Below are 12,654 nucleotides of genomic sequence, written 5' to 3'. Positions count from 1 at the left end.
TATATTACTTAGTTAGCAACCTTAACCATTGAATGACGAACAACTGAATCGTTCATCATGTAACCCTTTTGGAATTCCTCTACGACGATGTTCTCGCCTACCTCTTCATCATCAACATGCATTACTGCGTTGTGGAAGTCTGGATTGAATTCCTGTCCTACTGCCTCGATTGGCTTAACACCAATTTCTTCGAGTGTAGTAAGTAACTGCTTATATATCATGAGCATTCCATCAGCAAATGGGTCTGCCCCTTCCTCAACTGTAGCAAGACCTCTTTCGAAGTTATCTACTACAGGAAGAATCTTTTCTACGATGGCCTTCTGACCATTTCCAAACATCTGAGCCTTTTCCTGGTCAGTACGTCGTCTGAAGTTTTCAAACTCTGCCATCTGACGAGTAACTCTATCTGTAAGCTGTTCGATTTGCTCATCACGCTTATCTTTCTTTTTTTCTTTCTTTTTGAAAGGCTTTTTGCCTTCCTTCTCTTCCTTAGAAGACTCTTCTGAAGATTCATTAGCTGTTTCAGCTGAAGCTTCTTCTGAAGGCTTAGCATTTTCTTCTGCCATAGCCTCAGCATTTTCAACTGCTTCTTTTACTGCTTCCTCAGTAGAGAACTCTTCCATCTTTTCTTTATTCTCTGCCACGAATTTCATCTCCTTAATTTCTATTATCATTTTTTCTGTCAGCCTCTTGCTTCAGTAATTTATCTAGCTGACCTTTAAGACTTTTTATATTATCAACAACATTTTCATAATCCATGCGCTTTGGACCTACGATACCAATAGTACCCTTGACTCCATCACCAAGCTCGTATGTTGCTGTAACTATTGAGCAATCCTTCATGGTAGATATTGGAGATTCATCACCGATATAAACCTGAATTCCTGTGTTCTCATTTCCATCAGTGGAGTCATTTAAAAGCTCCATCAATGACTGCTTTTCCTCAAATGTGGTAAGCAATTCTGATGCCTTCTTAGAATCAGCAAGCTCTGGATATTTGAAAATATTGGTAGCACCTGAGGTGTATACCTGCAAATCATCACCCTCGGTAATGGTTTCTGCAACTGTATCAAGAACCTGGGCTATGATTTCATCATGAATGCCTGCCTGCTCCTTAAGCTTTGTGATGAGAGCTAGGTTAATCTCATCTACTGTAAGACCGTTAAGATTAGTATTAAGAAGCATGTTAAGCTTAAGCATTGTCTCGTTATCAAGTGGCTTATCAACTGTTATTATCTTGTTCTTAACGATGTTGCCATCCATAACAACCACTGATAAAACCTGATGTTCATCTACAGCTGAAAGCTGGACGAACTTAAGTCTGTTTGAAACAACTGATGGCGCAGAAACAAGTGTTGCATACTGAGTGTTATTAGCAAGTGTCTTTGCCACATTCTTAAGAAGACTTTCCATCTTTTCCGTCTTCTCAATCATCCACTCCTGCATGTCTGCTACTTCTTTATCCTTCTCAGCTATCAGATTGTTAACATAAAATCTGTAGCCCTTATCAGAAGGAATACGCCCTGCCGATGTATGAGGCTGAACAATATATCCTAAATCCTCAAGATCTGACATCTCATTACGAATGGTGGCTGAGCTAAGATTCAAATCAGTGTATTTAGAAATGGTACGTGAACCAACAGGCTCGCCAGTCTCTAAATAATTCTTGATTATAGCGTTTAATATCTTTACTTTTCTCTCATCAAGCTCTGTGTCAGCCATACATTCACCTCACTTAACTTTGAAAACTTTGTTGTTAGCACTCACTAGAATGGAGTGCTAATTAATTCTGAGGTTAATTTACACCTACTGAACTCTTTTGTCAACACGGTTTATACATTTTTTATATTTTTTATCCTTCTTTTATTAATAAGGAATAATTGTTATTTTGGCGGCTCTCTGATAATATATGATAAGAAATTCTTAGAGGTGAAATATGGATCAAAGTAAAATTAGAAATTTTTGTATAATTGCTCATATCGATCACGGTAAATCAACACTTGCCGACAGAATCATTCAGATGACCGGCACTCTCACAGATAGAGAGATGCAGGCTCAGGTTCTTGATAATATGGACCTTGAGCGTGAGCGCGGAATCACTATCAAGTCTCAGGCTGTTCGTATTATTTACAAGGCTGACGATGGAAATGAATACATTTTCAATCTTATTGATACTCCTGGTCATGTGGATTTTAATTATGAAGTTTCCCGTTCACTTGCTGCCTGTGACGGAGCTATTCTTGTTGTTGATGCAGCCCAGGGTATTGAGGCTCAGACACTTGCTAATGTATATCTTGCCCTTGACCACGATCTTGATGTAATCCCTGTTATTAATAAGATAGATTTGCCTTCAGCAGACCCTGACCGTGTTATAGAAGAAATTGAGGATGTAATAGGTCTTGAAGCTCAGGATGCACCACGTATTTCTGCAAAAACTGGCCTTAACATTCATGATGTGTTAGAGGCAATCGTTAATAAGCTTCCTGCACCAACTGGTGACCCTAAGGCTCCTCTTCAGGCACTCATCTTCGATTCACTTTACGATTCTTATAAGGGTGTAATCGTATTCTGTAGAGTTAAAGAGGGAACTCTTAAGGTTGGAGACAGTGTCAAGATGATGGCTACAGGGGCAACCTTTGACGTTGTAGAGGTTGGTTATTTTGGCGCAGGCCAATTTATCCCTTGTGACGAGCTTCCAGCAGGTATGGTTGGTTACATGACAGCCTCTATCAAAAATGTTCGTGATACACGCGTAGGTGATACTATTACTCATGCTAACAAGCCAGCAGATGCTCCTCTTCCAGGCTATAAAAAAGTAAATCCTATGGTTTACTGCGGACTTTATCCAGCTGACGGAGCAAAATATCCAGACCTAAGAGATGCTCTTGAAAAGCTTCAGCTTAACGATGCTGCACTTTATTTTGAGCCAGAAACATCTATTGCACTTGGTTTTGGTTTTAGATGCGGCTTCCTTGGATTATTACATCTAGAGATTATCCAGGAGCGTTTAGAGCGTGAATACAATCTTGATTTGGTTACAACTGCACCATCTGTTGTTTACAGAGTATACAAAACAGACGGCACTATGATAGAACTTACAAACCCAAGCAATCTTCCTGACCCATCAGAGATAGATTACATGGAAGAGCCTATTGTTGAAGCTGAAATCATGGTTACAAGCGATTATATTGGTGCGATTATGGATCTTTGTCAGGAGCGTCGAGGACAGTACATCAGCATGGAATATATTGAAGAAACCCGTGCAGTTCTTAAGTACACTCTTCCACTTAACGAAATCATTTACGATTTCTTTGATGCTCTTAAGAGCCGTTCTCGTGGATATGCAAGCTTTGATTACGAAATGAAGGGCTACATGAAGTCAGACCTTGTTAAGCTTGATATCCTTATTAATAAAGAAGAGGTTGATGCACTTTCCTTTATCGTCTTCTCTGGCACTGCTTATGATAGAGGCCGCAAGATGTGCGAAAAGCTTAAGGACGAGATTCCACGTCACCTGTTTGAGATTCCTATCCAGGCTGCAATCGGTTCAAAGGTTATTGCACGTGAAACTGTTAAGGCCATGCGTAAGGATGTACTTGCAAAGTGTTACGGTGGTGATATTTCCCGTAAGAAGAAGCTTCTTGAGAAGCAAAAGGAAGGTAAAAAGAGAATGCGTCAGGTTGGTAATGTAGAAATTCCACAGGCTGCCTTCATGAGCGTTCTTAAACTAGATGAGGATTAAAATGACTCCTATCGAACTATACATACATATACCATTTTGTGTCAAAAAATGCTTATATTGCGATTTCCTATCTGGGGTTTTCGATGAAAAAATGCAGCGGCGTTACGTCGCTGCTTTGTGCACTGAAATAAAATACGCAGCATCTACTCATCCAGGCTGCATAGTTTCTACCATTTATGTAGGTGGCGGTACTCCATCCTGGCTATCAGAGGATTTAATGGATGCCATAATCACTACTGTTAAAAGCTGCTTCAAATTAGACCCACTTGCAGAGATTTCTGTAGAATGTAATCCTGGAACTCTTTCATCGGAAAAGCTTAATGTATATAGAAGTATTGGTATCAATCGCTTATCTATTGGTCTTCAGTCTGCTAATGATGATGAATTGAAGGAACTAGGACGAATACACGATTATAATCGCTTCCTTCATACTTTTGATTTAGTCAGAAAAGCTGGTTTTGACAATGTTAATGTAGATATTATGACTGGCTTACCACATCAGACAATAGAGAAGCTTGACCGTACTCTTAATGCTGTCACCATGCTTCGTCCAGAGCACATTTCTGCTTACTCTCTCATTATCGAAAAGGGTACACCTTTTTATGAGAAATACAAATTTGACGCTGTTAAACAGCAGGCTGGAATGGAAACAGAGGACTTGCCTACTGATGTGCTGTCCTACCGCCTATATAAGCACACTATGGACTTTTTAGAATCAAAAGGCTATAAGCGTTATGAAATATCTAACTACGCCAGAAACGGCAAAATATGCCGTCATAACGTAGGCTATTGGGATAGGGTTCCTTATCTTGGATTAGGCCTTGGTGCTGCTTCCTTATTTGGAAATATGCGAACAAGCAATGTAAGGGATATTTATAAATACATCGAAACATCTGAAGCCTTAGAAAAGGGCATCACATTAGATTGTGAGCTTTCTTCTCCTTACTTTGAGTCAGAGGAAATCATATCTAAGAAGGATGCAATGGCTGAATTTATGTTTTTAGGTCTTCGCAAAATAGATGGCATTGCAAGGGCTGATTTCTATCAAATGTTTGATATTGATATTGAGGCCATTTATGGTCCTGTTATCACTGCCCTTCGAAATCAAGGCTTTATGGATGCCAAAGAGGGCCGACTTTTTCTTACTGACATAGGAATAGATGTGAGCAATCAGGTTTTATCTAAATTTTTATTAGATTAATATGTATTTTCTATTGACAAAATAGCATCTATTATCTATTATATTTGAGTATGCGTTGAACTGTCCGTGTCCGGCTACAACGTATTTTAATTTGAAACATTTTATATTATACAAATTGGAGGTGTAGCAACACATGGCAAATATTAAATCTGCTAAGAAGCGTGTTCAGGTAACAGCTGTTAGAACAGAGCGCAATAAGGCAATCAAATCAGAGGTTAAGACATACGTTAAGCGTGTTGAGGCTGCTGTAGAGTCTGGTGACAAGGCTGTAGCTGAGTCAGAGCTCAAGGCTGCTATCAAGGTTATCGAGATGGCTGGTTCAAAGGGTGTTTATCATGACAACACTGTAAGCCGTAAGGTATCTCGTCTTACAAAGCTTGTAAACAAGTTAGCTTAATATGCAAATAGGAGGGGCCCACTTGTGGGAAGAACCTGTTTGCCACAGCGCACTCTTTGCCGAAGGCAATCTTAAATGTGCGCTTTCCCGTTTTTAATATAACAATAAAAAGCATCGGTCCCGTCAGCCGATGCTTTTTTTATTTATTTAATTCATCTATCAACTTCTCTTGCCAGTTCTCACCACTTACACTCTTTTTTAGCCTCTTACCTAATCTCTTGCCTCTTATGGCTTCTATCTGTTTGTTTGCTATATAGCGTTGTAAGTCTGATGCATGATCTGCTGCTAAGATGCAGCCACATAGTATTTTTCCATCATCAATTTCCTTTTGATTATTAATACGCCCAGTAATTTTTGCAACCAGATATTCATTTCCATCTTCATCTGTATCTATCAGATTAATAGTAAAAGCCTTATCAGGATCAACAGGTGTTTCAGCCGATTCTACAAATGCTATACCGCAGTAAGACAGGTCACGAACTATCACAGAAAATTTTTCACCATTCTGCTCTATATTCATCCTCTTATCAATATTAATACGAACGCCTCTTCTTCTGTTATATTTCTCCCCAACTGGATTAGAGCTAAAGGCGACGTGAATTTGTCTTCCGTTTTGAAGTGTGTATTTATTAATCTTTACATTTTCCCAATGAAATACGCCTTCCTTAGTAATAGCTATCAGGCTAATCTTTGAAAGTGTTCCAGAAAACTCAACCTCCCTCAGCTTATCTTGCCATAGCTTAAGGATATTCTCTAGAGGAAGATACTTATCATTAAATCTCTCAGCTAATTCCTTCTCTTCCTCATCATTTAAAACAGCATACTCCGTAGGAAGCTCTATTTTCTTATTATCCATTGATGCAACAATAGAAATAGTGGCTTCCTTACTTAATTCAGCTAGATTAAGTTTTACTGTTTTATCATTATTCATATTTTTATTATATCAGACCTATTTTACAAAATGCATTTATTTTCCAGCGTATTTCATGATTATAAGCTCTACCGCAAGCTTTTCATCAAGCCTTCCCGTTTTAAACTTCTCTTCAAAATCAGCGGCATCATTAAGAAGATTTGTAATTTCTTTATCGGAGAAATTGCCTGCAAGCTGCATAGTGCGTCTTACAGCAAAATCCGGCATGCCAACCTTTCCTGCTATAGTTGAAGCGTTGTTTCCAAAGCCGGATAGCTCCTTCACTACCTTCATTTGTCTGAACTGGCGAACAATCATAGTAAGGATTCTCATAGGAGGCTCCTTAGCAGAAAGCATATCCTGATACAAATCCATTGTTTTTACCATGTCCTTAGCAGAGATAGCATTAAGCATATCAAAAATCTTAGTTTCTACCTTGGCTATACATATAGCATTAACATCATCAATGGTAATCTGATTTCTATCTCCTACATATGTAATAAGCTTTTCTAACTCTCTGGACATGTTATCCATTGATTCATGGGTCATATTTAAGAACTGGCTCCAGGCATCCTTTTTCATCTGCTTGCCAGCCTCATTTAGCTGAGCACCTACCCACTTGGCAAGAACAGCCTCATTTGGCATATTGATTTCTATATCACGGCCTTCAGCCTTAGCAGCCTTGTATAGCTTTCCTCTCTTATCTGCAGTTGGCTCTACAAAGATAAATACTGTAAATTCAGGAATTGTAGAAAGATAATTACCTAAATCCTCAGGCATCTTTTTTCCAAAGCCACTGTTTTCTATAAGAATCACTCTATGCTCAGCAAAAAAAGGCATCGTCTCTGCCTGATCTATAATCTGGGCAGTGTTGATACCATTGTCCTGATACTTTGAGAAATTCATATTATCCCCATCATTTACAAGAGCTGCTATTAGCTTGTTCTTGTATTGAAGCTTAAGATAATCTTCCTCTCCATATATCAAATATAAATTCTTAAATTGTCCGTTTGCTATGTCTTCATCTATTCTTCTCATAGATAAAAGTATAGCCTAAATTATGGTTTACTACTAGTGAATTTTGCAAAGAAATATTTAGACTTCTGCATCAAAATTCATGCCTGCAAGCAATCCAGAATCAGCATCTTTTCTATTCTTTTGATATGGATTATCTTCGTTTGGATAAGCAATCTTGGTGGAAGTTGTACCACCGGAGACGTAAGTCTTACCACATTCAGGACATACTGCAGTGTGTATTGCAACTGTTGCCTGTAACACTTTTCCGCCAGCTTCCTTAGCCTTATCATAGGCATTGCTAACATGCTCCTGCTCATGGCCTCTTACTCTTGCTCCAGCTGCTTCTGGCGCAATATGAGCTGCCGACTTAAATGAAACCTGTTCATCTGAACCATCCTGATATGTCCGGCTAGCACAGGTAGCGCACTCAACCAGGCCTGCAGAAATAGCCTGCCTACGATTAGTGTATTTAGATGCCTGAGCCTCTGTGCCACCATTTGCTACTATTTCACGCCCTAGCGAACTAAGCGGCTTAGAATAAGAGCTGCCATAGAAACTATTATTTAGATTATTAGATAGCTGAATCGGCATAAGCACCTCCAAAATCCTGTGCCTATAATTAATGTAATAATAACATCTAATTAAGAAATATCTATGAACTAATCTAAAAAATTATTAAATTCAGGGATAAAGCTTTCCTTTGCCACCGCCCTATCCTGTATAAAAGCATTTTCCACCCCTAAATCGATAGCATAGTTTATAAGGCTATCATATTCCCTTTTAGTGACTCTACGGTTTAATTCAGGGTATTTTGAGGCTATATGGGGCATTGGCGTATACTGACTCATCATACTAATGTAGATTCTGTCACCGAAGGTTTCATATAAATATTTAACTATGTTCTTGGCATCCTTCACATGCCCTGGAAGCAATAATTGACGAACGATAACTCCTGATTTGATAAAGCCATTATTATCAAATTGAAGCTTACCGCATTGGCGCACCATCTCGGCAATTGCCTTTTTTGCTACATCAGGGTAATCTTTGGCATGAGAATACTTCAAAGCCAATGAATTATCCATATATTTAAAATCAGGTAAATACGTATTTACGATACCTTCTAACAGCCTAAGGCTTTCAACCGTCTCATATCCACTGGTATTGTATATGATTGGAATATTAAGCCCATTTTTTCTTGCAATAGTTACCGATTCTACAATCTGAGGAATGTAATGGGTACCTGTCACAAGATTGATGTTGTTAGCACCTTGGTTTTGCAAGTCAATATAAAGCCCGGCTAACTCTTCAATTGTAATTTCCTGCCCTACTTTACCATGGCTAATTTCTTCGTTCTGACAAAAAACGCAGTGGAGACTGCATCCCGAAAAGAATACAGCTCCACTGCCATTATTACCAGAAATGCATGGTTCTTCCCAAAAGTGAAGGGCTGCTCTAGCTACCTTCACTTTGGCTGAAACCTGACATACGCCAAGAGTGGTGTTGCGGTCAATGTTGCAGGCTCTTGGGCATAAGTTGCATTTTTCATACATATAGTTAACACCTCATCCGACTCCTTCGGAGCCACCTTCCCCTCAAGGGGAAGGCTTAGTTATGTCCTTTTGTTTTGATTTCGTTAACAATAAGATCTACGAACTCGTCAAACTTAACTGTTGTAGTGCCCTGCTCGCCGTGAAGTCTGTATGAAACAGTGCCCTCAGCCTCTTCATTCTTACCAAGAACTGCAAGATAAGGAACCTTCTGAATCTGAGCTTCACGCATCTTGTAACCAAGCTTTTCTGAACGTGTATCAAACTCAACACGAACATCTGCATCAGCAAGTGCATCAACAAGCTTCTGTGCATAAGCATTAAGACCTTCATCATCATTCTTAACAGGAAGAACCTTAACCTGTGTAGGTGCAAGCCAAAGTGGAAGGTTACCCTTTGTCTCCTCAAGAATGTAAGCCATGAATCTATCAAGTGAACCAAGGATAGCTCTGTGGATTACTACAGGTGTCTGCTTGTTAGAATCAGCATCTGTGTATGTAAGGTCAAACTTAGCTGGTAAGCAGAAATCAAGCTGGCAAGTAGAAAGTGTGATTTCGTTACCAATAGCTGGCTTAACATTAACGTCAAGCTTTGGTCCGTAGAATGCAGCCTCACCAATCTCCTCTGTGAACTCGATGCCGATTTCTGTAAGAGTCTCACGAAGAGCCTGCTCTGCTGTGTTCCACATCTCATCATCCTGATGATACTTCTTTGTATCAGCTGGGTCACGAAGTGAAAGAACGCATCTGTAATCTGTGATACCAAAATCCTCGTATGTGCTAAAGATAAGGTCGCATACGCTCTTAACCTCAGACTTAATCTGCTCCTGTGTACAGAAGATGTGTGAATCGTTCTGGCAGAAGTGACGTCCTCTTTCGATACCCTTAAGAGTTCCTGATGACTCAAAACGGAAATCGTGTGCGATTTCAGCGATGCGAATAGGAAGCTCCTTATATGAATGTGGTCTATTTGCAAAGATTCTCATGTGGTGTGGGCAGTTCATAGGACGAAGAACGAAGTTCTCTCCCTCAACCTCCATAGCTGGGAACATGTTCTCCTTATAGTGATCCCAGTGACCTGATGTCTGGTAAAGCTGAACTGTACCAACACATGGTGTCATAACGTGAAGGTAACCAAGCTTACGCTCCTTGTTACGGATGTAGTTTTCAAGTTCTGTCCAGATTGTGTAACCGTTTGGAAGGTACATTGGAAGTCCCTTACCAATTAAATCGTCAGACATGAAAAGCTGCATATCCTTACCGATTTTACGGTGATCACGCTCTTTAGCCTCCTCTAAAAGTGCAAGGTGCTCATCAAGCTGCTCCTGTGTTGGGAAGCAAACACCGTATACACGGTTAAGTACCTGATTGTTAGCATCACCCTTCCAGTAAGCACCAGAGTGCTTAACAAGCTTGAAGTAACGGCACATCTTAACGTTATCTACGTGTGGTCCACGGCATAAATCTGTGAAATCGCCCTGGTCATAGCAAGAAATTGTCTGAGTATCCTCATCCATGTTGTTGATAAGGTCTACCTTATATGGATCATCCTTAAACATCTCTAAAGCTTCAGCCTTTGAAATCTCACGACGATAAATCTTGCAGCCAGACTTAGCAACCTTCTTCATTTCCTTTTCAATCTTAGCAATGTCTTCATCTGTAAGCATAACATCGCCAAGATCCATATCGTAGTAGAAGCCTTCCTCTACAACTGGACCAACCCAAAACTTAGCGTTTGGATAAAGATGCTTTACAGCCTGTGCCATCATGTGTGCACATGAGTGATTGAGAGTGTTTAATGACTCATCTTCTTTGAAATTAACCATGATTTTCTCCTTTTTCTAATGAATGAATTTAAGTAACTACTTGTACTAAGGGTGCAAAATAAAAAACCCCTAGGAAAAGCTATTTCTAGCTTTCCTAAGGGTACAAAATTCAAAAGGATACTCGCCCATCTAAAAATTGCCTTCGGCAATGGGCTCGTCATGTTCACGATTTCTGTAATTTCATTACACAAATCGTGAAATTTTGCACGGTTCCACCTTAGTGTTTCACTCATTTTGTCTTTAACGGAACTACCCGGAGACGCTTCGGAATTAATCCTTCTACGTTCAGCTCGAGAATGGTGTTCATATAAGCTTCCACTAGACGCTTCCAGCCTAGGCGTCCTCTCTCTTAGCTTCTGCAAATACTACTGTTTCTGTCATCGCTTTTCGTGGTTTATACTACCACAAATCATAGAATTAAACAAGCGTCTGCCCGCTTAATAACCTATTAGATTTGTTCGAAATTAACGTGGTCTTCTACAAAATGCTTTGTTGTTGCACCTTTGTCTGAATCGCTGCAACATGGATCCGCTGCCTTTGTAACAGGCTTCTTTTCAGTAGACTTGTCAACTGGAGTGTTGTTGCCAAATCCAAGCATCTCTGTCTTAAATGTAAGATCAGCAGCCGCACTTGCAAGGTCTGTAGGAACAACAATCTTTGTAGCACGTCCATCTCCCATCTTCTCAAGTGCTTCAAGCTTCTTTATAAGAAGAACTCTCTCATCAATGTTGGCATCCTTAAGCATCTCAATACCACGAGCCTCTGCTTCATAAACAAGGCGAATAGATTCTGCCTCACCAGTTGCTCTTGCAATAGCAGCATCTCTTTCAGCCTCTGCCTTAAGAACTAATGCCTGCTTATCACCCTCTGCTCTAGTAATAGATGCCTGCTTGTGACCTTCTGCCTCAAGAAGAGTCTCACGACGATCACGCTCTGCCTTCATCTGCTTTTCCATTGAACGCTGAATTTCTTCAGGTGGGATGATATTCTTAAGCTCAACACGGCCTACCTTAATACCCCATGGGTCAGTGGCTTCATCAAGGATTCCCTGCATTCTAGCATTTATGTTATCACGTGATGTAAGTGTCTGATCAAGCTCAAGTTCACCAACAAGGTTACGAAGAGTTGTTGCTGTAAGATTTTCAAGAGCAAGAATTGGACGCTCAGCACCATAAGCGTAAAGCTTAGGATCCTGAACCTTGAAGTAAACTACAGTGTCGATTTTCATAATAACGTTATCCTTTGTGATAACATCCTGTGGTGGAAAATCTGCTACCTGTTCCTTCAAAGAAACCTTTTTTGAAACCTTATCAACAATAGGGATAATTACATGGAAGCCTGGGCCTAAAGTATCATTATATCTTCCCAATCTTTCAATAACGTAAACATATCCCTGTGGAACAATCCTTATTCCAGTTCCAACAAGAATAAGAATAATTACAAGTAAAACTATAACAAATCCTGTCATAAGTAATACCTCCTAAAAATATTTGATATTAATAGTCTATTATTTTCCTCACACAAATGCAATGTGTATATTTAGATTTTCAATTTATTTTACTGGAACGCAATGCTTATCATTAATATCGCATACTTTCTGCACTCTTCTTCTGTATTTCTCTTCCATTAAAGGCTCTGTATTAAGCCAGGTCTTAACAATCTCCATAGACATAAGACCACCTATAATCTTTGCGCCAAGGCATAAGATATTAGAATCAGTATGCTGCCTTGCAAGTGTAGCGCAAAGTGGATCCTGACATACAGCTGCATAGCAGCCATTAATCTTGTTAGCAATTAACGCACTACCGTAACCTACTCCATCGCAAAAAATTCCTCTATCACATTCCCCCTTTGCTACAGCAAGTGCAGCTGGGTATACAAAATCAGACAAATCGCAGCTATTTTCATCGTAGGTTCCAAAATCCTCTACCTCATAGCCTTCGCTTAATAGATAAGCCTTGATTTCTTCTTTCATCTGAGTTCCTGCATGATCGTTTGCCATTGCAATTTTCATT

The 12,654-nt window shown here is 39.6% G+C and carries 12 protein-coding genes; 3 read left to right on the top strand and 9 right to left on the bottom strand.

Going from position 1 to position 12,654, the window contains the following annotated elements:
- Positions 1-8: 8 nt before the first annotated feature.
- Positions 9-674, bottom strand: coding sequence for a nucleotide exchange factor GrpE (gene grpE / locus IJ535_RS00090; protein ID WP_330619448.1), 666 nt, complete (start codon positions 672-674; stop codon positions 9-11).
- A complete protein-coding gene (hrcA, locus tag IJ535_RS00085) occupies positions 658-1,722 on the bottom strand; it encodes a heat-inducible transcriptional repressor HrcA (RefSeq protein WP_294297046.1) in 1,065 nt (354 codons plus the stop codon). Before hrcA ends, grpE begins: the two co-directional genes overlap by 17 nt.
- Before the next feature lie 214 nt (positions 1,723-1,936).
- Between hrcA and lepA the strand changes: the two genes are divergently transcribed.
- The 3 genes from lepA to rpsT all read left to right on the top strand — a co-directional run bounded on the left by lepA (position 1,937) and on the right by rpsT (position 5,340).
- Positions 1,937-3,742 (top strand): translation elongation factor 4, encoded by a 1,806-nt coding sequence (gene lepA, locus IJ535_RS00080; RefSeq protein ID WP_294297043.1) that lies wholly within the window; start codon positions 1,937-1,939, stop codon positions 3,740-3,742.
- Positions 3,732-4,943 carry a radical SAM family heme chaperone HemW gene (hemW, locus tag IJ535_RS00075; protein ID WP_294297039.1) on the top strand — a complete coding sequence of 404 codons (1,212 nt, stop codon included), beginning with the start codon at positions 3,732-3,734 and terminating at the stop codon, positions 4,941-4,943. Before lepA ends, hemW begins: the two co-directional genes overlap by 11 nt.
- 133 nt (positions 4,944-5,076) lie before the next feature.
- Positions 5,077-5,340, top strand: a complete 264-nt coding sequence (gene rpsT, locus IJ535_RS00070) for a 30S ribosomal protein S20 (protein ID WP_294297035.1) — start codon at positions 5,077-5,079, stop codon at positions 5,338-5,340.
- 139 nt (positions 5,341-5,479) lie between these two features.
- On the opposite strand, the gene IJ535_RS00065 is transcribed toward rpsT, so the two are convergent.
- The 7 genes from IJ535_RS00065 to IJ535_RS00035 all read right to left on the bottom strand — a co-directional run.
- Positions 5,480-6,271 carry a PilZ domain-containing protein gene (locus IJ535_RS00065; RefSeq protein ID WP_294297034.1) on the bottom strand — a complete coding sequence of 264 codons (792 nt, stop codon included), beginning with the start codon at positions 6,269-6,271 and terminating at the stop codon, positions 5,480-5,482.
- 36 nt (positions 6,272-6,307) lie between these two features.
- The gene (gene holA, locus IJ535_RS00060; protein WP_294297031.1) at positions 6,308-7,288 is read right to left on the bottom strand and encodes a DNA polymerase III subunit delta; all 981 of its coding nucleotides are present in this window, start codon (positions 7,286-7,288) and stop codon (positions 6,308-6,310) included.
- Positions 7,289-7,345: 57 nt separating this feature from the next.
- Entirely contained in the window at positions 7,346-7,858 is a 513-nt protein-coding gene (locus IJ535_RS00055) for a hypothetical protein (protein WP_294289321.1), read from the bottom strand.
- 68 nt (positions 7,859-7,926) lie between these two features.
- The gene (locus tag IJ535_RS00050; RefSeq protein ID WP_294297028.1) at positions 7,927-8,817 is read right to left on the bottom strand and encodes a radical SAM protein; all 891 of its coding nucleotides are present in this window, start codon (positions 8,815-8,817) and stop codon (positions 7,927-7,929) included.
- Positions 8,818-8,872: 55 nt separating this feature from the next.
- Entirely contained in the window at positions 8,873-10,639 is a 1,767-nt protein-coding gene (gene thrS / locus IJ535_RS00045; protein WP_294297025.1) for a threonine--tRNA ligase, read from the bottom strand.
- 448 nt (positions 10,640-11,087) lie between these two features.
- A complete protein-coding gene (locus IJ535_RS00040; protein WP_294297022.1) occupies positions 11,088-12,107 on the bottom strand; it encodes an SPFH domain-containing protein in 1,020 nt (339 codons plus the stop codon).
- Positions 12,108-12,191: 84 nt separating this feature from the next.
- A partial coding sequence (locus tag IJ535_RS00035) for an RpiB/LacA/LacB family sugar-phosphate isomerase (RefSeq protein ID WP_294297019.1) occupies positions 12,192-12,654 on the bottom strand: 463 nt, incomplete at its 5' end.

Source organism: Pseudobutyrivibrio sp. (assembly GCF_017471675.1).
Taxonomy (GTDB): domain Bacteria; phylum Bacillota; class Clostridia; order Lachnospirales; family Lachnospiraceae; genus Pseudobutyrivibrio.
Note: the sequence above shows the minus strand (reverse complement) of the source record. Positions and strands in the feature narration are given on the sequence as shown.